Consider the following 22,214-nt stretch of genomic DNA (forward strand, 5'->3'; position numbering starts at 1 on the left):
CGCCCCTCGCCCCTCGCCCCTCGCCCCTCGCCCCTCGCCCCTCGCAGCCGATAGCGAAGTTGCGCTACTTACATAACTCTGAAGTTGCGGTATAAAGCGGATATGTTACACTTATGCTAACAAAGAGAGCCGGAGCTGCAACTCCGACTCTCGGGCACATCGCCTTGGGCTTTGTGTCCCTGTCCGTACAACAAAAGTGTGCAAGACAAGAACCGCCCCGAGGCGCGAACCGATTGGGGGCGGTTACTTGCGTTTTAAGGCAAGAACAACGATGGCAACGACGAGCGACAAAAGCATCACGACAAACGATCCGAACTGGATCATCAGCGACAGTGCTCCTGAAACACTCATCTACCACACCCCCTCCCCGTAAAACGGGCAGGGAGCCATCCCCAAGGTTACTGTGCTTGCGACAATTCTATCATATCGATCCGAAATATACGATCATACGTTCGGTTTTCTGCCGAGTATGGGCACGGCCAATACCTTCCCATTCGCTGCCCGATCACGCTGGGTGAATCAGCGTGATCGGCTGATCATAGATGGCCGTGGCTTCGGCATGCGTGATGATGCCAGCATTGACCATGTTCTCAAGGACAATGGCTTGCCTTCGCCGGGCTAGCGTCATATTTTGAAACGGATCGTACACGCTTGGTGCGTTGGGCAAGCCGGCCAGCATGGTCAACTCGCCTTGGTTGAGCACGTTTGGCGATTTGCCGAAGTACGTTTCGGACGCGTTGTACAATCCGTACGCGCCGTGGCCAAAGTAGATGAGATTGGCGTACATCGCAAAAGTTTCGGACTTGGAAAATGTGTCGTAGATGCCGATCGCGTAAAAAATTTGCGCGAGTTTGTATCCTAAAGAACGGCTGCGGCTGAGGATCGTATTGTCCACCAACTGCTGCGTAATGGTGGAGCCTCCCTGCAGGTAGCCATCGCTGCCGACGTCGACGACCAGCGACCGAATCATACCGACGGGATCGATCCCAGGATCCCAGGCGAAGCGGCGATCTTCGGTGGCGATCACCGCCTCTTTGTACATGGCCGGAATCTGGGCCATGGTGAGTGGGTGAACGTGGTTCTGCACGATTTCAGCCTGCACGCGGTTCAAGATTGTCTGACGGAAATGTACAATATGGCGAAAATACACGGTCAGGCCGCTGAATAGGAGAATTCCGACGACGACCACGGTTATCGCCAAACGAACCACAAAACGTACAATTGCCTTTCGCAGCCTCGCGATCAAATTCACAACACCGGCCTTCACAATGAGAGATCGACCACCAGCGATTCAGGCAACAGGGAGCGCGATCTCGATGGTCGTTCCCACGCCCACCTCGCTATGCACATTCATCGTTCCACGGTGATCCTGCACAATCTTCTTCGATATCATGAATCCCAGCCCTACGCCGTCCGGTTTGGTGGTCACAAACGGCTGCCCGAGCGCCTGCAGAATGTCCGGCGCGATCCCGACGCCGGTATCCTCGAAACATATCACAACGGAGTTGTGTTGCCGACGGACGGCGATGTGGACCGTCCCGCCGTCCGTCATTGCTTCCATCGCGTTTTGAATCATGTTGATGAAGACCTGCTTCAACTGATTCGGCTCCGCATGAACATGTGGAATCTCGCCGCTCACATCGAATTGCAGCGTCACATTGTGCATAATGGCTTCTGCATCGAGAAAATCGACGACATCCTGAAGCACTTCCGGTATGCCGCATGGCTTGTAGGCGACCGCCTGCGGTTTCGCCAGCACCAAAAGTTCGTTTACGATCGATTCAATTCGCTCCAGCTCCGACCGTATGATCTGTTCGTACGGGTGGTTGTCGTCATTCGCCAGAAGCTTCGCGAATCCCTTGATGGCGGTCAGCGGATTCCGAATCTCGTGCGCCAGTCCGGCGGCAAGCTGGCCGATGGCGGACAGCATTTCGGAGTGAATCAACAACTCCTCCGCTCGTTTCTGGTCCGTGTTGTCCTGCACAACACCGAATCGCCGGATCGGTACACCATCCGAGTCCACGATGATTTCCGATACTCCTCGCAGGTTTCGCACCGAGCCATCTGGGCGGATAATTCGAAACTCCACGTCGGACGGCTGATTGTTCATGATCTGATCCATAGCCGCTTCCACATACGCCGCATCGTCGGGGTGAACGTTGGCCAGTATGGCCTGACGCGCATCTGGAAAAGTCTTTTCACCGAGACCCCAAATTTGAGATAAATTCGGAGAGCAATAAAACTCGTTTGTCTGAATCTGCAGATCCCAATAGCCGAGTCCGGCGATTCGGTGCGCAAGTTTCAGACTCTCTTTGCTCCGAGTCAAATCTTCCTCTATCAATTTCCGATCCGTAATATCTTGAACCGAACCAAACATCCCGACAATGCGGCCGTCCCGCCAAATGTGCTCGCCTTGGGAATGCACGTAGCGAACTTCGCCATCTGGGCGAACGATCCGATAGTCGAGACTATATCCCTCTCCAGCTTCGGCCTCGGCAAACGCCTCCACGACCTTGGCTCGATCCTGAGGGTGTGTCATTTCGAATATGTCCTCAGGCGACAGTGGCTGGGACGGCTCCAAACCAAAGATGCGAAACACCTCGTCGGACCAGTAAATCCAGTTTTCCTCAAAATCTCGTTCCCAATGGCCGACCTTGGCAATTCTCTGGGCATGCTCGAATCGCCGCTGCATCTTTTTTCGATCCGATACATCCCGTCCAATGCCGACAATTGCGCATTCGTTCGGATTGTCCGCAGGAACGACGCGATATACCGTCTCCATCCACACCCAGCGGCCGTTCGCGTGTTTCACCCGGGCCGTGAGCACGAAGCTGGTCTCACCAGCCTCCACACGATCCCGGCACACACCCATGACGTCGCCGTCATCCGGATGATACGTCAGAGTAACTCGCCCCGACACAATATCGTCCGGCGAGTACCCCAGCACAGTCTGAATCGCTGATGACACATAGAGCGGTGGATTTCCCAGAATACTATATGTAATCACATCCTGCGCATTCTCTGAGATGATTCGGACCAAACGTTCTATCTCGCGTCGCTTTTGGCGACTTGCGATACGCTTTGCGATACTTCTTGCAATGACAAGGCACAGATCTTGTCCATCCACCTTCAAACTGCGGATGGTGAGTTCTAGGGGCAATGATTCCCCGTCGGTCGAAACCATGGTCGCCTCGAATTGTGGTGCTTCCTCGCCATCCCATCGCAAACCAGATTGTTGTATGGTTCGGCATATCTCGACAGAAGACTCGCCGTCGCTCAAAAAATCACTGAACGGTCGTCCAACATCCGTTGGAGCGAACAGTCGATTCGCGCTTGCGTTCCAAAACAAGAGGCGGCCGTCGCCGTTCAGGACAATCGCTGCGTCCGGAAGCGAGTCTACGATTGCTTGATAGATGGATCCGTGATCTGGCATGCGCACAGTTTATCCTTCCAATCGTGTTCTCTAATTGAAGATAGCATGCAGATAAGGACGCCGTACAGGGCGCATAAAGCGGCGAAGTCATCAATATCTTGTTAGCGAGGCCGCGCTGACAGCGAGATCGGCGTAACCTTGGCTTGGCAAAAACGTGGCGCGAGGATGGATAGAGGTGAAAAATCCGAATCGTGGCAGACCAATGTCGCACGCCCATCTGATCATGGTGAAGCCTGGCACATACATTCATCCCTCGGATCCCGCCTATTATGAAAAAGTGAAACGCTTCGGCCGCGAGGTCAATCTGTTTACGGAAATCCGGGAATGGATCGCAAACGGACAAACACCCCGCGCAAAGCGTGCCCTTTTCAACTTGCTCAGACACCGTGAATCCATGTACGTGCATCAGTTGCTGGCTCCACTTTTGACATATACTGAAGCGAAGGACATGCTCCATCGTTACGATGGGCACCGGCAAATTCGCATGTTGTACGAACGACAACTCTACGTCATTTCGACACAACGCCGACACGTTCCTGGGTGGATTCTGTGGTTTCTTGTGATTCTCTGCCTGCTGTTCGCGTCATCCGCCATGTAATCTCATTGGTCTGAACTCATTTCGGCCGCTTCGTCCACCGATTCGGTTTAACCCATTGCCCATTGGCGCACGCTAGCCTCCGAAAGGAGGCAAACGACATGCCCAAACACCCTCGCAGTCTGAATGCGCAAACCGCGCTCACAGACGCGTCCAACTCGCTGAACAAAGCGGAACACGCTGTGAGACAGGCGCAGTCGCATCCGGACGACACCACCGTGGCTCAAGCGGAAAATGCGCTGCAGAAGGCCGATCACGCGGTGGACACCATCCAGGAATCGGAAAACCAGATTGCTGTTGAAAGCCTGAATCGGCGATATACGCAAGCAGCAAGCAATTTGGCCGCCGCGGAAGAAACCGCCGAAGACTCGAACGACCAGTAAGGCCGCCGCAGGTCTGGGCTGTCCATCACCTATGGAATCACCGTTCTTGGACAGCCCGCCAGTTGGCGTCGCGATCGGCCCCCCAAATCTACAATCTATACCAAAATGGCTGAAAGATGCCCATTCTGTCCAAAACGGGCAGGGCCTGTTGTAAGCGGTTGTGTCCGTGTGTACAATCAACTCAAAACGAAGGAGGAGAACCGACGTGAGAACGATTCAACTTGGCACATCGCCACTTCAGGTCCCCGTGGTTGCAGTCGGCTGCATGCGCATCAACTCACTCACCCCCGCCGAAGCGGAACGGTTTTTGCAAACGTCGCTCGAACAGGGCGCGAACTTCTTCGATCACGCCGATGTGTACGGCGGCGGCAAATGCGAGGAGATTTTTGCCGAAGCGATACATATGAACGACGATATTCGGGAAAAGATTATTATCCAGTCCAAATGCGGAATTCGCCAGGGCATGTTCGACTTTTCCAAGGAACATATCCTGAATGCGGTCGATGGCAGTCTCAAACGATTGAAGACCGATTATCTGGATATCCTTCTTCTGCACCGTCCAGACGCCCTCGTCGAACCGGAAGAGGTGGCCGAGGCGTTCGACGCGCTCGAGCGTTCCGGCAAGGTGCGGTATTTCGGCGTCTCCAACCAAAAGCCGATGCAAATTGAACTGTTGAAGAAGTTTGTCAAACAGCCGATTGTGACGAATCAGTTGCAACTGAGCATCACCAATGCCACCATGATCTCAAACGGCATCAACGTGAACATGGAAAACGAGTCGGCTGTGGATCGCGACGGAAGCATTCTCGACTACTGTCGCTTGCACGATATCACCATCCAGCCGTGGTCGCCCTTCCAGTACGGCTTCTTTGAAGGCGTCTTCCTTGGCAATGAAAAGTTCCCTGAACTCAACCAGACAATTGATGAAATCGCGGCTCGATACGGTGTCAGCAATACGACCATCGCAATTGCCTGGCTGTTGCGCCACCCGGCGAAGATGCAGCCCGTCATCGGCACCATGAACACCACACGTCTCGTCGACTCCTGCAAGGCAGCCGACATCTACCTGACGCGTGAAGAATGGTACGCAATCTATCGCGCGGCCGGAAACATCCTCCCGTAAGCGAGGCTGGCAAAAGAAGAACGGATCAGACAAGAGAGGTCAGCGCCGCACAAGATGCTGGCCGCTGACCTCTCTGATGATGGACAAAAGTCTGCTGGGATATTCGAACGCCGAACCGTCAACATCGTCACCGTTGGCGGGTTGCGGCGACTTCTTCGAGTTCATCGAAGTTGCGCGGCCCAAATCTGAGCATTCGGGACAGCACCGCCTCATACGCCTCCCGCACGGTTTCGCGTCCGTACGTTCGCTCGAGACGCCGGACGATGAAATGCCCTCTGGCGATCCGCTGGAAATGGTCAATAAAGAGATAATTGATTGTCGCGCCAGATACAGCGCCAACGACCGGCACCAAATCGGCGGCCATTTTCTCCGTCAGTTGCACGCCAAATCGCTCTGCCACCTTGTTCAGCATTTTGACAACAAGCGGCGCGGTCTCATCGGTCACGACATTGGCGGCGACGAATTGGGTGGACTTGACCAGTTCAGCCGCCATCGCGTTGCGGGCAAAAAAGTATTTCGCCGCGTGCAGCCCTGGTACCTCGCCGTCGGTGGATGTATCCAGACCCAGCACAGAGAGGCACGCAAGCCGCGATTCGACAGACGACAAATCTTCGCCCTCTTCCCTGGCCACCTCCGCGATGGAGCGCATCATGATGCCTGTTGAGACGGGCAATTCCGCAGCCATGGTCAATCCGCCAAAGAACCCGCCCGCTGCGCCCGTCGCGACAACCAAACCCTTGAGAACGATATCGTTCGCCTTGTGTCGGCGGTTTTCCGTACCCACGGTCAACAGGACAACGCGCAGCGCGGCACTCAAACAAGCGTGAGTGTACTGGCTAAGCTTGTCCAAAACAGACGCAGGCAACATACCCACCATCCGTTCCATGGGTTTGCCAAGGTATCGCGTCACCCTCGAAGTAAACGTGGGGAATTCGAGAAGCTGCACCGCTCGTTCCAGGTCCAACAAATCCTGTCCATCTACCAAATTCAAGCGCCTCCCTCATTCTCCTGAGACATATACGCGATGCCAGTGCTCCTGTTCTTTCCGGCATCCTTCGCGGCGTACAACGCTTTGTCGGCTTCCACGTATACGTCCTCGAACGTGATCGCGGTCGACGAGAAGACCGAACATCCAATACTCAGCGTCACGCCACAGGCGCTATTGGACACTTTCAGTGTAGCACTTTCGATCGATCTGCGGATGCGTTCCGCCGCAGCCATCGCGGAAGACTCGTCGCAGTGCGGAATCGCGATACCGAATTCGTCTCCGCCAAGGCGGCCGACGATCCAACTTTGGCTGGCGGTGCTGCGCAGGGTTTGAGCAACCAGGACGATGAACTCGTCGCCAACTTTATGTCCGTACGTGTCGTTGATCAGTTTGAAATCGTCGATGTCCATGACGAGAAATGCGGAACATTCACCCTCCTCCATGGAATCGATGATTCGTCTCGTCTCGCGTTCCAACATTCTGCGGTTGACCAGACCTGTCAAATTGTCTGTCAACGCTTCCGCACGAAGCCTTTCCGTTTCTTCGTACTGCAAGGAAACATCCGAGAGCACCAGAATCCTGCCAGTCATTTCGCCTCGCTTTGATCTGACCGCGATGGCCTTCATTTCCAGCCATCGTTCATCGAAGGCGATGACGGATCGAACATCTTGTTCAGGAAAGGCCGGCTGACCAATCATTTCATCGACGTTCCGCCGCAGCAAAGGCCGATGTCCCTCTCGTCCTCCAAACAATTGAAAGGCCGCGGTGTTGGCGTCTTGGATTCTGCCTGTGAGATCGACAATCAACACCGAATCAGACATGCTTTGGAAGAGCATTTCTCGAGCAATTGGCGCAATTTCAAACATTCTCTGACTCCACAGTCCCCAGAAGAACAGCAGTCCCGCCGGAATCAGTCCCAGAGTCAACGACGTGTCGTATCCGGGTTGCGTTTGAAACAAAGCGCGCACGGCATGGAATGCTCCGGGAAGAGGGTAGGCCACCAAGAATGTGGCGATCCGCCATCGCTGACGGTGACGCGAGACGACGAACGTTCGAGCCATGATCAGCCATGCGACCAAGCCGATCATCTCGCACAGCGATACCATGATGGTGTCGAGTTGAGTCGGGTGAACAACAAGATAACCGTCGGACAGAATGGTGTATCCGTACCGCATCCAGTGCGTGATTGGATCCGTAAAGATGAGAAGCAGGCTCGACAGGGGAACGAGTGAACAGACCCAAATCATCCGCTTTGACAACAGGTCGGCATATGGAGAGTACTCAAAAGCGAGAAGGAAATACAAGAAGGACAACGGAAGTAAGCCAATTTGTTGAAAGTCCCGCCAAAACACTTTTGCGGCGAGCGACTCGCTCAATAACTCCATCAACGAGCCGAAGGAGTATACGACCATCGCCGACATCATTGCGAGGAAGGTCGTGACACCAGGTAATCGCCGATAGGGGAGGATGGAAATGGCCAAACCGACCATGATGGAAGTTGATAAATAAAATAACACTGACACAGTGCTTTTCTCCCTCTTTTTGCGAATCGCTCCTCATCGATTGCGACAGATTTCGACATCTATTTCGCAAGTCCTGCATGCGCCGCGAGTAAATCTCTTGTGCTATTTGTCTACCGCAGCCTGTCCCAGCTCCCAAGGTACAGGACTCGTCAGGTTGTGCATCCAATCGTATCGCAGGATGGCGTATGCGACCGCGTCGATCCAGCGCGACGGATCGTCTTCGTAATGCCAGCCCGCTCGATAGTGCGCCTCTTTGACGTAGCCGCTCGCAAGCAGGACCTTCTGCATGGCCACGTTGTCAACCCGGGTGTTCGCCTCGATTCTCGTGACGCGCCGAAACGTCGTAAAGACGTAACTCGTGAGAAACGCGACCGCCTGGCGCCCGATCCCCATGCCGCGATACTGCGTGTTGATGCGGAGATCGAACATGGCCGTCGAATCGTTCAAATCGTATAACTGAATGAGGCCAACCTTGTGATGCCGATCTCGAACAATCCAAAACGTCTTCCTCCCGTCCCCATGAAACACACCGCGTTCGACCCAGCCAATGGCCACATCGTAGGAAGGTTTCGAATTCGTGAAATTCGGCCATGTGTCCGACGCCAGCCACGCGGCCAGCTCGTGCTTATATTCCAATGACGCCTCGCGAAAACTGACCGGAAAACTCCCCGACGGAATTGTTGGATTAGTCGGTTCATTCGGCATACTATCACCCACCGTTTGCAATCGATTGACAAACAGGTTCCATCGAACGCCCGTTCACGTTATGATCATTTTAACTCTATCACGGTTCTTTTGGAGATACGAGTATTTTAGCGGCCATGGGAGAGATAACTTGGTGAAGAATTCTCAGAATCAAATCGTTGCCAGTCGCGGACTGACCAACGAATCATACGAGGCCGTACGCCGTTTGTGTTCCATCTGCGAAACACACGATCAACTCAAGCTCAAAATCAACGAATCTCTCTTGCAAATCCGTCCAACGGATGAAATCAACGACTTTCTCTGCTGCCGCGATGGAGAATTGATTGGCTACCTCGGGCTGTTCCAATTCAACGAGCGTGAAATTGAAGTCAGCGGCATGGTCCATCCCGCCTTCCGACGACAAGGCTGCTTCACTGCCCTGCTCGACGCCGCCAAAGTGGAAGCGGCAAGCCGCGGCGTATCGAAACTGCTTTTGATCAACGCCGAATCGTCCGTCGCCGGAAAGCAGTTTTTATCAGCCATCGGCGCGCAATACGCGTTTTCCGAGCACTGGATGCGACTAACGGAGCCAAACATTCCACCAACGCGAGGCCCGATTCGGCTGCGAGATGCCGGTCCAACCGACTTCGACATGTTGACGCGCGTCTTCACGGAAGCTTTCCAAATGGACGAGCAATCGGCGCGTCATATGCTCAGCCAAGACGAGGACGGGCAAAACCCGAAGCGGCGGCGGTATGCCATCGATCGCGCCGACGAATTCATCGGCACGATATCCATCAACTACACGAATGACCATGCGGCGTTCTTCTATGGATTCGCCATTCTGCCGGAGCATCAAAGACAAGGTTATGGCAGGCAGGCTCTCGCGGAAGCGATTCGAATCGCCCAAGGCGCCGCTTGCACAACCATCGAATTGGAAGTTGCGTGCGAAAACCGCAACGCCCTGTCTCTGTATCAGTCATTCGGCTTCGAAGCGCTGCGCGCGAACGACTACTACACGTTGTGGATCGCCGACGAGGACCGTCAGCCTTCCGACAGCGATTGAATCCGACGGATCGAAGGAAACAGGTACATCCAAGCGGCAGCGACCACGAGCGTTCCCAGTCCGCCAATGAACGCGGCGGGAACCGCCCCGATGAAACCCGCGACCATGCCCGATTCGAACTCACCCAACTGGTTCGACGTGCCGATGAACAGCGAATTGACCGCGTTGACTCGCCCGCGCATATCGTCCGGCGTCAACAACTGCACGAGCGACGAGCGGATGACGACGCTGATCACGTCAGAAGCGCCTATCAACAAAAGTGCGAACAACGATAGACTGAAGTTTTTCGACACCGCGAACAGCATCGTCGCCAAGCCAAATACGCCGAGGGCGCCGAACAGCGTCAGACCAATCGAACGCTTGAGCGGAAAGTAGGCCAAAACAAGCGACATCGCGAGTGCGCCCACCGCAGGCGCCGTTCTCATGATGCCAAGCCCCCAAGGGCCTGTATGAAGGATCGACTGCGCGTAAATCGGCAAGAGCGCAGTGGCGCCGCCGAGCAGCACCGCGAATAGATCCAGGGAGATGGTCCCAAGAATGACTTTGCGGCGGTACACGAAGACGAGTCCTTCCAGCAGAGAATGAAGCGATACGCGCTTCGGCTCGCGGATGGTCTTTTCGACCCGGATCAGCACCGACGCGAAGGCGGCCACCAACAGTGCGCCTGTGACGGTGGCATAGACGCAGCTTGGGCCGAATGCAAACAATACGCCGCCGATCGACGGGCCGACAATCATCGCGGTCTGGTTGCCGGATGTCGCCCACGAGATCGCCCGCTGCAACGCGTTCTTCGACACCAACTGCGGCAGCAGCGCGGACGCAGCCGGTCCCTCAAACGCCCGGCACGTCCCCAACACGGCGGCGACAAGCAAAATTTGTTCCTGGTTCAAGGTGCCGCGAACGGTCTCATACAACAGCAAGGCGGTGATTGCGCACTCGGCAAACTGGCACAGATAAACAATCACTCGCCTGTCGAATCGATCCGCCACATGCCCGACCACCAGCGTCAACACCACCATCGGGATGAACTGAGCCAGTCCAACGAATCCCAGGCTGAAGGCGCTGTGGGTCAAGGCGTACATCTGCCATCCAATTGCGACGGACAACATTTGAAACGAAGTCGAAGACAGCATCCTCGATGTCCAGTACCAAAGAAATGACATTTCACGAAACAAAGAACGCTCCGGTTCCCACAACTCAATATCTTCCAACCCAGCAAGCACGTCCTTTACGCGATCTCAAAGTACCTCAAGTGGTTTCGGCAATCTGCGTGAGCGCCTGGACGAACACATCCACCGGTTGGGCTCCAGATATGCCGTACGTATCGTTGATGACGAAAAACGGAACGCCTGAAATGTTGGCGGCTTCCGCGAAAGCCAAGTCGCGCTCGACCTCCGGCAACTGCTCTTCGGCTAACAATTTGCCTTTTACTTCGACGGGATCGAGTCCCTGCGATTTCGCGATGTCCAGCAGCACGTCCATTTGTCCGATGTCGAGCCCTTGTTCAAAGTACGCGTCGTGCAAGGCGTCGACCATCGCTCGCTGTTTGTCGTGCGGAGTGAGCTTGATGAGTTGATGCGACAGCAGCGTGTTGGGAATTCGTTCGATCTCCTCAAAGTGAAACTCCACGCCGCACGCTTCGCCAATTTTGCAGAGTCGGTTGTGCATCTCGTCGGATCGCTGTTGGCCGCCGAGCTTCTCAATCAAGGTCGATCGCGGTCGCCCTTCGGGCGGTGTCGTCGGATCGAGCAGAAACGCCTTGTAGTTGATCTCCAGCGGTTCGATGGAGATCTTTCGCAAAGCCTGCATCAAATGGGCTTGACCAATACGGCACCAAGGGCATACCGTATCTTGATAAATATCGATTTTCAACTCGTTCATCCTCCCGGCCGCGTGCAACCGCTGGCATGTTGTAAATTGTACTAGACTAAAAAGGTAGACGCATCGGTTACACTAGTAAGCGTGATCTGAACTATATGATAAACCAAGGAGTCCACATATATGATCAAAGTCAAAGATCTGTCCGTCTCGTTCGGCGGGCGCATATTGTTTGAAAACGTGAATCTCAGCTTCGACGAAGGCAACCGCTACGCATTGATTGGAGCCAATGGATCGGGCAAATCCACATTCATGAAAATCCTGGTTGGCGAGTTTGAACCGACGACTGGAAACGTGACGATTCAGCCCGACCTGCGCGTCGGCGTACTCCGTCAGGACCACTATCAATACGACGACTGCCGCGTGATCGACACGGTCTTCATGGGTTACCCGGAACTGTGGGAGGTCATGCAGGAGCGCGAACGACTGTACGCGCTGCCGCAAATGACCGACGAAGAAGGCATGCGCGTCGGCGAGCTCGAGAGCCTGTTTGCGGATATGGACGGCTATTCGGCGGACTATCTGGCCGCGGAATTGCTGGAAGGTCTCGGCATCCCTGTGGAGAAACACGGCGATTTGATGAGTTCGATGATTGGCGGTTTCAAACTGCGGGTGCTCTTGGCTCAAGCCTTGTTTGGCAAGCCGGATATTTTGCTGCTGGACGAGCCGACCAACCACCTCGATCTCGACACCATTCGCTGGCTCGAATCGTTCCTGCTTCAGCACAAAGGGACGATGGTGATTATTTCGCACGATCGCCACTTTTTAAATGAAGTCTGCACACACATGGTCGACGTCGACTACCAGCAAATTTCGATGTTCGCCGGAAACTACGACTATTTTGTGGCCGCGAGCACACTTGCCCGTCAGCAGTTGCTCGCAGAGAACCAGAAGAATCAGGAGAAAATCGCGGAACTGAAAGAGTTCGTGGCCCGCTTCTCGGCCAACAAGAGCAAAGCCAAACAGGCGACGAGCCGGCAAAAGCAGATCGACAAGATCGAAATCCAGGAGATTCGGCCGTCTTCGCGGGTATCTCCCTACATCAAATTCACGGCGAAGCAGCCGCTCGGAAAACTGGTGGTCAAAGTCGATGACATTCACAAATCGTTCGGGGACCTGCACGTATTGAAAGGGATCTCGTTCGACATCCACGGCGGTGAAAAAGTGGCCGTGATCGGCGTGAATGGCATTGGTAAAACGACCTTGCTCAACACGTTGATGGGCGAACTACAGCCGGACGCAGGAACGGTCACCTGGGGACAATCGGCCGAACCGACGTACTTTACCCAGGATCACCATGAAACCATCCCGACGGACACGACCGTCTATGAATGGTTGCGCAGCTTTGACGAAACGGCGGACCAGCAGACCATCCGCAGCATTCTCGGACGCATGCTGTTTTCGAAAGACGAGGTCCACAAGTCGACCGAAGTGCTCTCCGGCGGCGAGTCGGCCCGGCTGATGATTTCCAAAATGCTGCTGCAACAAGGAAACGTGCTCGTCCTGGACGAACCGACGAACCACTTGGATTTGGAGTCCATCGACGCCCTGACCCAAGCGCTTGTGGAGTTCCAGGGCTCCGTCATCTTCGTTTCACACGCCCGCCAGTTGGTCACGGACGTCGCCAATCGCATCATCGAATTGACGCCAAACGGCGTGATCGACTTTTCCGGCACATATGACGAATATTTGCAGAAACGCGAGTCCTTGGAGAACGTGTAAGAGGACACAGCGGTAGTTGATTCCGGCCGACGCCTGACACGTCGACCGGAACCGCCGATCACGCCTGCAGGTGCTTCTGCAAAAATTGGAGCCGTTCCGTGTGAAAACGCGGGATATATTCATGTCCGAAGTATCGATAGACGCAGATGCGCTTCTCTGCTTCGATGTGGTTGTATGCAGCAAAGATGGTCGACGGCGGCGTGATCTCGTCCACCAGGCCAGAAGCGACCAACGTCGGCGCCTTCACGCGCGGCGCCAGGTTCATGATGTCGTGGTACGAGAGCGTGCGCATCGCGGCTTCTTCGATTTCGGGATCGCCATTCCGACGAAAGAATTCATTGATTTCCAGGTACGGGCCGACAGGCGCCACATCGATGGCCCGCCGAAAATGCGCGAGGTACGGATACTCCGCGACGACGACACGCGGAATGTCCGACAGCGCGGCGGACGCGATGGACAGCCCACCGCCTTGACTCCCGCCAATCACGCCAATACGCTTGGCATCCACGTTGGCGCGCGACGCCAGTACCTCGATGGCGCGAACCGCGTCCATGTACACGCCGCGATAGTAGTACGTCTCTTTGTCGAGAATACCCTTGGTCATCCAACCGGACATGTGCCCATGCGGGGAGACCAGGTTGTCCTCGCTCGATTGCTGCCCGCGGCAAAGCATACCGAGTACCGCGTAGCCGTGCAACGCCCAGTTGACGACGTCATGCACGCCGCCCTCGAACGACCAGTTATATCCGTGAAAATGTACGAGGCCCGGGACCTGCTCGTTTGCGCTCGACTGCACGGGCTCCGCGTACCAGCCCGCGATTTGCGCGGCGCCAAAGCCTGTGTACGTCACGCGAAAGACGCGAACTCCGTTCGCGGGATACGCGATTTCCTCAAACGTCGCATCCGTCGGCACCTTCGCCAGTTGTTCCAATGTCGCTTGCCAAAACGCGTCAAAATCGGCTTCCCTGGTCAGCGGCGGACGGTACGTCTGCAACTGTTCCAGCGGCAAGTCATAAGGTTGCGGCATCTCGGTCCCTCCCAATTGTCACTGCTTACTCTCGTACTATAAACAACGCGTGGATGCGCTTACAAGGGTTATCGCTGTCCAATCGACAGGCGCGTCCCCGTCCCAACGCGAACCACGCGGCGGCCAAACGCGGCTTCGACCTCCGTGGTGAGTACGTCGAGATCCCCCTCATGCGGCAGGTGGATCACGGCGAGCTGCTTCACGCGAGCGTCTCTCGCCAACTCACCGCATTGTGTGCTCGTGAGATGGCCGACGCGTCTGGCCAAATCCTCCTGGGAAGCGTACATGCTTGCTTCGCACAAGAACAGATCGGCATCCGCGGCCTGTTCCAACAGGGAATCGCACAGGGCTGAGTCCGCCGAGTAGGCGAACACCTTCTCCCCATGCGTGATGCGCATCGACAGACACTCCACTGGATGTATGGTTTGGCGGAACCGCACTCGGACGTCCCCCACGATCATTTCGTCGCCATCGCCGACAGGGTGAAACGACAGCCAAGGATCCTGCGACCAGTGCTTGATCAAGGCCGACGGTGCGGCGGCGTGATACACGGGCAAACTCGTTTCGCGTGCCCCTGTCATGCCTGCGAGCAGCGCGGCGTGCCCGAGGACGCCCATATCCGCGGCGTGATCCGGATGGCAATGGCTGAGCAGCACAGCGGTCAAATCTTCGACTCTGCAGTACCGATACAACTGCGACAGCACGCCAGAGCCGCAATCAATCAAGTACCGCCCGCCGTCGGTGGTCAGGAGATAGCCTGCGGTCGCTTCCGCGGCTTCGGGATACGCTCCCCAATAGCCGAGGACATCCAATTGAAACAATTGCATCCTATCCTTTCTGGGATCCCTTCCGGAGGTGGTCCGACATGTCCGTCAAATGGGTTTGAACGCCGCGAGAATCAGACTCAGCATCAGCAAGAGCCAAACAACGGACAGCCAATTCCGATACGCCCTCACCACGCGGCGCTCCGCCTCCGAGTTCGGCTCCATACGCGTGATCTTCTTGCCGATTCGCGTCAGAACAAACACGGACAGCACGAACGCGATCACACCGAATCCTTGCATGGACGCCAACCAGAACAACCCGAGGTTCGATTTCGGCTGCTCGATCAACGACAGCCCTGTCCCGCCCAGCGCGGCTAGTCCAGCGCCGATGTGCGTCGTTCGCGTCAACAGGACGACACACGTCCTTACGTCGATTCTCGCCGGGGGCTTTCGATCGCGCTTTCGATCGCGCCCTTGATCACGCTGTCGCCCGTTCGGCCAGAGCAACAGCAGCCCGCCTGTCGTCGGTCCCAGCCAAAGCGCGATGCCAAGAAGATGGATAAACCACAACAGATCTCGCAAGCCAAGCACCCTTTCCGAGATGGTGGAACGCGTGTCACAGCATGGCGCGAAGCACCACGTAGTCGGTCTTGCCGCTGCCGAGGAGCGGAAAGTGATCAACGACCCGAACTTCGCTTGGAAGATGGCAGAACTGCTTGGATCAACATTCAGCTTGGACAACGCTTTTCCTCCATGCGAATCGTTCATCGAACGACTCGCCATGACGTTTGAATTGATCATAAATGAAACTTTCGCCAAACAACAGACGAGAACGCGCAGAGGGCCGCGAGCGGCTGCTCCGCGACCCTCCGTGCACGCTATCATTCGCGCTCTATCGATGGTGGACACATGTCCAACAACCTCGTAACCTTACTGAACATTAAATACCGCAACGTTCGGCTGGTAATAGCAATTGTCCGATCCGCCCCACGTATTGTTGTTGTCCGCCTGGAAGCCCAACTTGTACGTCCCCGCCGCAGTGGTCGAGCCGACGGTCCACGTGCCCGTGAGCGTCACCGACTGTCCTGGCGCCAAGTTGTTGCTCTGCGTGAAGTATTGGAACGGCTGCGACGCTCCGTCGACCTCCATGTCGAGAATCGCGTTTTGCAGATAGTCGGAGGTTGACACATTTTCAAACGTCGTTGTGATAGTTACCGTATCACCGCTCGTCACGTCGATATTCGTGCTTCCGTCATAGCTTCCGTCAGACCCAGCAGGGATGTTGTAGGTCTGAGGTCCGTAGACGGATCCCGACGTGCTCGCCGGCGTCACCGTCACGGTCGTGTTTTGCGCGACGATATCACCGTACTTCGCGAGCGGCTCGGAGTTCGACGTGTTTGTCACCGTGAACACCGCGACGTTCGGTTGGTAATAGCAGGTGTTCGATCCGCCCCATGTGTTGTTGTTGTCCGCTTGGAAGCCCAACTTGTATGTCCCTGAAGCGGTCGAGCCGACGGTCCACGACTTGGTCAGCGTGATCGACTGCCCCGGAGCCAAGTTGTTGCTCTGTGTGAAGTATTGGAACGGCTGTGTGGAACCATCGACTTCCATATCCAGAATCGCGTTGTCCAAGTAGTCGGACTGGGAGACGTTCTTGAACGTGGTCGTGATGGTCACCGTGTCGTCGCTCGTGACAGGTATGTTGGTGCTGCCGTCATAACTGCCGTCCGCAGCCACTGGGATTGTATAGACCGTGCCAGTGGTGCTCTCCGGACCGGTTACCGTCACGGTCGTATTTTGCGTGACAATGTCGCCAAACTTCGCAAGCGTTGGCGAAGAGACTGAGAAATCGGCCGCATCGTTGTTTGCCAAGTACGTCACTCCGCCAGCGCCGCCAAACGCGTACGCCTCAACCGTGTAGTCTCCAGGCGTGTTCGGCGCCGTCCACGACCAAGTCACTTGCTGCGAAGCCCCATGTCCCAGGGTGACATTCGGCACCGTATCCTCTGCAACCAGATTTCCAGTGGAATCATACAGCTCCAGGTCGAGCGTGGCCCTGCTCACCGGCAGACCGTTGTTGGTAAAGGTCGCCGTGATGGTTTGCGTGCCGCTCGGCGTCACCGTGCTGCCGGACAGGGTTGTTTGGACCGACATTTGCTGCGTGTTTGTCGCCGGCGCGATCGGATGCAGCAGTACGTCGGTCACTGAGTATGGCGGCAGTTTGACGGTCGAGTTGAAGCGAGACACCTGCGTCGTCGTGACAGATGGACTGCCCTCGCCGTAGATTTCCTCGGTTGCGTTGAAGGCTGGCGCATACCCCTCCAGATTCAGCGAGACATTGTACGTGTTGCTCGGATCCTTGTTCACCAGCATGACCGACACATCGCCGTTCGGCAGCTTCACCGCATGCGGATCGATCATCGACTGACTGGACAACGTGCCAAGCATGGTGTCGCCCGGTTTCGCGAAGTCCGCCAGCATCTGATACCCATAGTAGGTCGGCAGCGGCGTGTAGAGCGGCGGTTCCTTGGCGCCATCCGGCGAAGTCTGCCCAGACGAGAGCAAACCTTCGTCGCCAAACAGATTTTGGCCGTACAGGAATGGACTGTTGTAGCCGTCGCCAGCGCTGTTCAACAGATCCCACCAGTCCACGTTCGCGGCCCCTGCCTGGATGAATCCAGCGAGATCATCATCCAGAAACAGCGCGTTCACCAGGTTGTTCGACTGCTGCCCAGGCGTCGACGACGTGTTGTTGGTCTCTGTCACGAAGATCTGGATGTTCTTCGCGTTCGATCCCGCATACTCGTCGATTTCCTTGCGCAGCTCTTGAATCATCGCCGGAATTTGATTCGTATCTGCGAGCAGCCCGGCGTCCGTTTCTTGACCTGGCGTTTCCGGATACCAGTGAACATCGACAAAATCGATGTCCTGTCCAATTGTCTTCAAGACCGTCGTGTTCCAGTCGTCGTTCCCGTTCACGGTCGCGCCCCACGGCCAATTGTACGGCATGGTCAAGACGGCCCCAACTTTAATCGATGGATCTTGCGCTTTCATTTCCGTGATGTATTGCTCTGCGTTGTTGGCATAGGTCTGCGGGCTCAGGCCAGGATTGCCCTCTTCCGGATCACCTGCGACAGCGTGTTGATCCGTCTCCCAACCATTGCCGTTGTAGTACCCATTGCCGTAAATTTCGTTGCCGATTTCCCAATACTTCACGTCGTAATTGTGGGTCACGTTCGCGTATTTCACCCACGCGGCCGCTTCATCCGCCGTGCCCGATCCATAGTTGACCGTGATCATCGCCTGGGCGCCAGTATTGTTGGCGAAGCCCATGAAGTGATCGAACGTGTCGTCCGAATTGCCCCACAAACCGTTGATCAAGGTGTTGGTAGCCCAATGGTAATTGTCGGAATCGGAGCCGCCAGGGAAACGAAGCACGTCCGGGCTCAAGGCCTTCACTTCAGAAATCAGAGTCGGATCTTCAAACCCGCTGTCCCAAACGGCAGTATTGATGCCAAACGCCGACGACGGAATTGCCCCCAGATTGGAAGCAGTATTCACAGTGACCGTCGCGCTCGCAGTCGGCGCGGCAAAGCCGAGATAGGTGGAAATGATGCCGGAGAGCAATGCCTTGAGACCACTGCCGTCAGCATCCACCAAGGCCTGATAGCTGTTCCACACGTTCGCGATATCCGTCTGAATCACCGCGAACTGCGGCATCTGGGACTTCACCGACGATTGCCCTTCGAGGGCCGCCTCAATCGCCGACGTCATGATTGCGGCGTCGGAGGATTGACCGCCTACGATGGCAGAGGATTGACTGCCGACGCTGGACGCAAAGTTGTAGAAGAATTGGTACACATCCGCAGCGTTGATGAGTGGAGAAATCGACTGCATGTCCGACACAAGCGTCTGGACATTCTGTCCATCGTTCGAGACCGAATCGTAGGAAATCAGGTTGATCATGTCCGCGATGAGTCGTACAGCGTTCTGTTGATCCTTACTCAATTTCGCAGAAGGTGTGTTCGGAAACACGATTGCATCCCATTGTGAAGAAGTCAAAGCCTGCGACGCCGTCGCAGCCTTCTGAACAGCTTGCAGCTCCGGAATGGTCAACGCGTCGTGGATCGCGGCCAAGTCGGCAACCAACGTGTTCAACGCGTTGGTGTTGGAAGCGGATCCAGGCGGAACAAGGCTGGTCAGCTTGTCCTTGATAGCGCTGGACAACACCGGCTGACCAGCTGTTGAAGATGTCACCGAAGACGTTGCAGCCAACGCGCCCGGTACTGACGTGCCAATCGTTAAGATTGCAGCTAACGTGCCGATGAATTTTCTGTTCAAGTACTCTCCCCCTTGACGCCTAAACGGTTTCTCCACGCATTTGAGAAACAACCGAAAACCTATGCGATCGCGGACGACCCCCTCTTTCGTTTGACTATTAAACAAATATTCTAATAACCCGATCATAGTCGTCCTTGTATGCGCTTTCAATTGACTTTTTAGACTCATATTTTAAGACAAGTTTACAGGATGATGGGCTCGTCGAAATCCAGCCCAACCTCCCTGCCCAAATTGACAACGCTCCCGCGGCTAAGGTCGGTCACACGGTAGATTCGGATATTGTCCTCGGCAGGATGAACAATCTCTTTTAGCGCCCGGACCAATTCGACAAACCGCAACTCATCCAATCGGCATTCGAACACCGAATGCTGCACGCGCTGCCCATACCCCATACAAACTTTCGCAACCCTGCGGAGCCTCTTTTCGCCCTGCTTTGTCTCCGTCGAGATGTCATACGCAACCAGCAGATTCAAATACCTCACCTCACGCCTTGTGGTACACGGGCACGTATTCGACGCGATCGCGCCGAATGGCACGCGCAAGCAACCGCGCTTGCACGAGCAGAAATTGCCCAATCGGGATCTTCCTATCCAGCAGCGGATGCACCATTTCGTCCTGTTTACGAGCGTGGTAGCCGCTGATCACCGTCTTTCTTCCGCGATCCGTCAACGACACCGCCCCTCCAGGCAGCACGTCAAAATCCTCCATGGTAATCTGCTTTCGATTGACCAACGTCACCGCGATCCGATCAGCCAGCACAGGCCGAAATTCCTCCATTAAATCTAAAGCAAGCGACGGACGCCCCGGACGCAGCGTGTGGAGAAAACCAACCTGGGGATCCAATCCGACACTCTCGATCGCGGATATCGCATCGTTGGTAAGCAACGCATAGAGAAAGGAGAGAAGACAATTGATGGGGTCGCGCGGGGGGCGGCGGGATCGGCCGTCGAACTCGGCGAATCCATCCCCCATGAACGAAAACTGATGCGCGAACACGGAAAAGTAGCGCTTCGCGTTGATCCCTTCGATCCCGCGCAACGCGTTGATGTCGCGCACGCCGTCCAAGCGCCTGATGTCGCGCGCCATATCGTCGGTGACTTCGCGAATGCTGCGCTTCGACTCTTCCCGTTTGGAATCCCGGGCGGATCGTAGCAGCACCTGCCGCGAATTGTAGATTTTACCGGCCACCATAGCCTGCACAATGGGAACGCATCGATCCGGATCGAACAAAGTCTGATATTGCGCCATACGCAAAAGCACGTTCCCCGACTTTGGCCCCTCCAACCGATACATGAATCTGCCCTGGCCGTTCATTTTCACGACGCCGCGCCCATCCCTCGCACAGCGTTCAAGCAAGGGGCTCGTGAATGAGACGCGGCCAATCCCCACAATCGATTCGATGTGCAGCAGCGGGACCTGCAACAGTGTCTCCTTGTCCTTGGTCACGACAACGGTATCGTGATCGAGCCGCAACACCGCGCCGTCCGTCTGGACATATAGCGTGTTCCTCAGTTGTCCCACGTCGCCCACTCCTCGTCCAATTGAGCTAAAGATTCTTTCCAGGTAACTCGATGAAATCCGTCCGTTCTTTCTGGCATACAAGCATCCTGAAGCGAACAGGCCACGCATCTCTGGTCGTGAAACGCCGGCGGCACGATTGAGTTCTGCAGCATCGTACGGACAAGACGGGCGATGGTTAACGTGCGATTGCGCAAATCCTCCGTGAACAGGACCTTTCTCCGCCTGCGCGACGAAATGTGGTAGATGTCTCCCTCAGAAATGTCAACGCCGAACATCTCCTCCAGGCACAGTGCCTGCCCGCACAACTGCACCTCGTCCCACACATGCGCCTCGCGCCGTCCGTGCTTGAACTCCACCGGCCGCGGAACCCCATGATGCATCTCAACCACGTCGCACTTCCCCACGAGACCATGCCTATCCGACCAAACAGGAAGCGCAGTGAGGATCTCCAGCCCGTTCGCAGACTTGACATGTTCCTCGTCCACCTTCGTATGAGCCCATCTTCCCTTCATCGTGTAGACATTCTCATCAAACACTTGTTCCACATGAATCAACGCACACTGCCTCGGACAATAGGAGTAATGCTGCAGGGCTGACAACGGCACCGGATCGTCAAACCCGTCGGACTCCACGATAGGTTCCAATACTCTCACCTTCCAACGGAGAAATAAGCCGAAACTTTATGAATTTAGTATGACCCATAGACATACGAGATTATTCAGGAGGAAGATGAGCGTGACGCTGAGGAGCAAATTGACTGCGGTACGGATGGGAGGTACGGAAGAGGCAAGATGTTAGGCAATTCGGGGTAGATTGGCAGGCAATAGTGGAATACTCCAGGATAACCATCCGATACGCAAGCAGCGTCGGTGCTTCAATGGTGCCGCAGGCGATCCCTGCGGAGTAACGCACACAGCTCGATGAGGGTACCTTGCATCATCTCGCTTCAATGATGCCGCAGGCGATCCCTGCGGAGTAACATCAATGAACTTCGCGAGAAACTTGCCGCTTTGCGGGCTTCAATGATGCCGCAGGCGATCCCTGCGGAGTAACGGGCCAGCAATCTTATCGCTTGGGCAGTCGATGATGCTTCAATGATGCCGCAGGCGATCCCTGCGGAGTAACATCGTGAGTCATTGAGGAAAAACGGACAACCACGCAAGCTT

At 55.6% G+C, this 22,214-nt stretch carries 21 protein-coding genes; 5 read left to right on the top strand and 16 right to left on the bottom strand.

Translation table 11 applies throughout. The features are described 5' to 3' along the window. Positions 1-243: 243 nt before the first annotated feature. The 3 genes from AAC01S_RS19980 to AAC01S_RS14510 all read right to left on the bottom strand — a co-directional run bounded on the left by AAC01S_RS19980 (position 244) and on the right by AAC01S_RS14510 (position 3,433). A complete protein-coding gene (locus tag AAC01S_RS19980; protein ID WP_245630239.1) occupies positions 244-351 on the bottom strand; it encodes a putative holin-like toxin in 108 nt (35 codons plus the stop codon). A gap of 154 nt (positions 352-505) precedes the next feature. Further along, a complete protein-coding gene (locus AAC01S_RS14505; protein WP_245630240.1) occupies positions 506-1,252 on the bottom strand; it encodes a biosynthetic peptidoglycan transglycosylase in 747 nt (248 codons plus the stop codon). A gap of 39 nt (positions 1,253-1,291) precedes the next feature. After that, positions 1,292-3,433: a PAS domain-containing sensor histidine kinase gene (locus AAC01S_RS14510; protein WP_067623879.1), complete on the bottom strand. Its 2,142-nt coding sequence runs from the start codon at positions 3,431-3,433 to the stop codon at positions 1,292-1,294. A 175-nt stretch (positions 3,434-3,608) separates the two neighbouring features. On the opposite strand from AAC01S_RS14510, the gene AAC01S_RS14515 reads away from it, so the two are divergent. From AAC01S_RS14515 to AAC01S_RS14525, 3 genes are all read left to right on the top strand, one after another. Then, the gene (locus tag AAC01S_RS14515) at positions 3,609-4,031 is read left to right on the top strand and encodes a hypothetical protein (RefSeq protein WP_067623882.1); all 423 of its coding nucleotides are present in this window, start codon (positions 3,609-3,611) and stop codon (positions 4,029-4,031) included. A 98-nt stretch (positions 4,032-4,129) separates the two neighbouring features. Next, complete coding sequence (locus AAC01S_RS14520; RefSeq protein WP_067623885.1) at positions 4,130-4,411, top strand: hypothetical protein; 282 nt, start codon at positions 4,130-4,132, stop codon at positions 4,409-4,411. Between the two features lie 205 nt (positions 4,412-4,616). Then, the gene (locus AAC01S_RS14525) at positions 4,617-5,534 is read left to right on the top strand and encodes an aldo/keto reductase (RefSeq protein ID WP_067623888.1); all 918 of its coding nucleotides are present in this window, start codon (positions 4,617-4,619) and stop codon (positions 5,532-5,534) included. 127 nt (positions 5,535-5,661) lie between these two features. Here the strand turns inward: AAC01S_RS14525 and AAC01S_RS14530 are convergent, their stop codons facing one another. The 3 genes from AAC01S_RS14530 to AAC01S_RS14540 form a co-directional block, all read right to left on the bottom strand. After that, complete coding sequence (locus tag AAC01S_RS14530; RefSeq protein ID WP_157071201.1) at positions 5,662-6,525, bottom strand: EcsC family protein; 864 nt, start codon at positions 6,523-6,525, stop codon at positions 5,662-5,664. Next, positions 6,522-8,045: a histidine kinase N-terminal 7TM domain-containing diguanylate cyclase gene (locus tag AAC01S_RS14535; protein WP_067623894.1), complete on the bottom strand. Its 1,524-nt coding sequence runs from the start codon at positions 8,043-8,045 to the stop codon at positions 6,522-6,524. The genes AAC01S_RS14530 and AAC01S_RS14535 overlap by 4 nt, the downstream gene beginning before the upstream one ends. 102 nt (positions 8,046-8,147) lie before the next feature. After that, positions 8,148-8,750 (bottom strand): GNAT family N-acetyltransferase, encoded by a 603-nt coding sequence (locus AAC01S_RS14540; RefSeq protein ID WP_067623897.1) that lies wholly within the window; start codon positions 8,748-8,750, stop codon positions 8,148-8,150. Between the two features lie 133 nt (positions 8,751-8,883). Between AAC01S_RS14540 and AAC01S_RS14545 the strand changes: the two genes are divergently transcribed. Beyond that, complete coding sequence (locus tag AAC01S_RS14545; RefSeq protein ID WP_245630242.1) at positions 8,884-9,795, top strand: GNAT family N-acetyltransferase; 912 nt, start codon at positions 8,884-8,886, stop codon at positions 9,793-9,795. On the opposite strand, the gene AAC01S_RS14550 is transcribed toward AAC01S_RS14545, so the two are convergent. Beyond that, positions 9,774-11,006 carry an MFS transporter gene (locus AAC01S_RS14550; RefSeq protein ID WP_217997843.1) on the bottom strand — a complete coding sequence of 411 codons (1,233 nt, stop codon included), beginning with the start codon at positions 11,004-11,006 and terminating at the stop codon, positions 9,774-9,776. The two genes, AAC01S_RS14545 and AAC01S_RS14550, sit on opposite strands and share 22 nt — an antisense overlap. A gap of 37 nt (positions 11,007-11,043) precedes the next feature. Further along, complete coding sequence (locus tag AAC01S_RS14555; RefSeq protein ID WP_169794057.1) at positions 11,044-11,667, bottom strand: DsbA family oxidoreductase; 624 nt, start codon at positions 11,665-11,667, stop codon at positions 11,044-11,046. Between the two features lie 129 nt (positions 11,668-11,796). On the opposite strand from AAC01S_RS14555, the gene AAC01S_RS14560 reads away from it, so the two are divergent. Then, positions 11,797-13,395 carry an ABC-F family ATPase gene (locus AAC01S_RS14560; protein WP_067623905.1) on the top strand — a complete coding sequence of 533 codons (1,599 nt, stop codon included), beginning with the start codon at positions 11,797-11,799 and terminating at the stop codon, positions 13,393-13,395. A gap of 58 nt (positions 13,396-13,453) precedes the next feature. Here the strand turns inward: AAC01S_RS14560 and AAC01S_RS14565 are convergent, their stop codons facing one another. The 8 genes from AAC01S_RS14565 to AAC01S_RS19760 all read right to left on the bottom strand — a co-directional run. Next, positions 13,454-14,422, bottom strand: coding sequence for an acetylxylan esterase (locus tag AAC01S_RS14565; protein ID WP_067623908.1), 969 nt, complete (start codon positions 14,420-14,422; stop codon positions 13,454-13,456). A gap of 68 nt (positions 14,423-14,490) precedes the next feature. Continuing rightward, entirely contained in the window at positions 14,491-15,249 is a 759-nt protein-coding gene (locus tag AAC01S_RS14570) for an MBL fold metallo-hydrolase (protein WP_083511828.1), read from the bottom strand. A gap of 45 nt (positions 15,250-15,294) precedes the next feature. Then, a complete protein-coding gene (locus AAC01S_RS14575; protein ID WP_157071202.1) occupies positions 15,295-15,927 on the bottom strand; it encodes a hypothetical protein in 633 nt (210 codons plus the stop codon). A gap of 189 nt (positions 15,928-16,116) precedes the next feature. Then, positions 16,117-19,527 carry an alpha-L-arabinofuranosidase gene (locus tag AAC01S_RS14585; protein WP_067623919.1) on the bottom strand — a complete coding sequence of 1,137 codons (3,411 nt, stop codon included), beginning with the start codon at positions 19,525-19,527 and terminating at the stop codon, positions 16,117-16,119. 182 nt (positions 19,528-19,709) lie between these two features. Further along, a complete protein-coding gene (gene cas2 / locus AAC01S_RS14590) occupies positions 19,710-20,000 on the bottom strand; it encodes a CRISPR-associated endonuclease Cas2 (protein WP_067623922.1) in 291 nt (96 codons plus the stop codon). Between the two features lie 10 nt (positions 20,001-20,010). Further along, on the bottom strand, positions 20,011-21,048 hold the full coding sequence (gene cas1c / locus AAC01S_RS14595; RefSeq protein ID WP_067623924.1) for a type I-C CRISPR-associated endonuclease Cas1c: 1,038 nt from the start codon (positions 21,046-21,048) through the stop codon (positions 20,011-20,013). Beyond that, positions 21,036-21,692: a CRISPR-associated protein Cas4 gene (cas4, locus tag AAC01S_RS14600; protein ID WP_245630241.1), complete on the bottom strand. Its 657-nt coding sequence runs from the start codon at positions 21,690-21,692 to the stop codon at positions 21,036-21,038. The genes cas1c and cas4 overlap by 13 nt, the downstream gene beginning before the upstream one ends. 302 nt (positions 21,693-21,994) lie before the next feature. Beyond that, positions 21,995-22,214 (bottom strand): hypothetical protein (locus AAC01S_RS19760; protein ID WP_217997844.1); only part of this gene is annotated, 220 nt, incomplete at its 5' end.

The sequence above is a fragment of the Alicyclobacillus acidiphilus NBRC 100859 genome, assembly GCF_001544355.1.
Classification (GTDB): domain Bacteria; phylum Bacillota; class Bacilli; order Alicyclobacillales; family Alicyclobacillaceae; genus Alicyclobacillus; species Alicyclobacillus acidiphilus.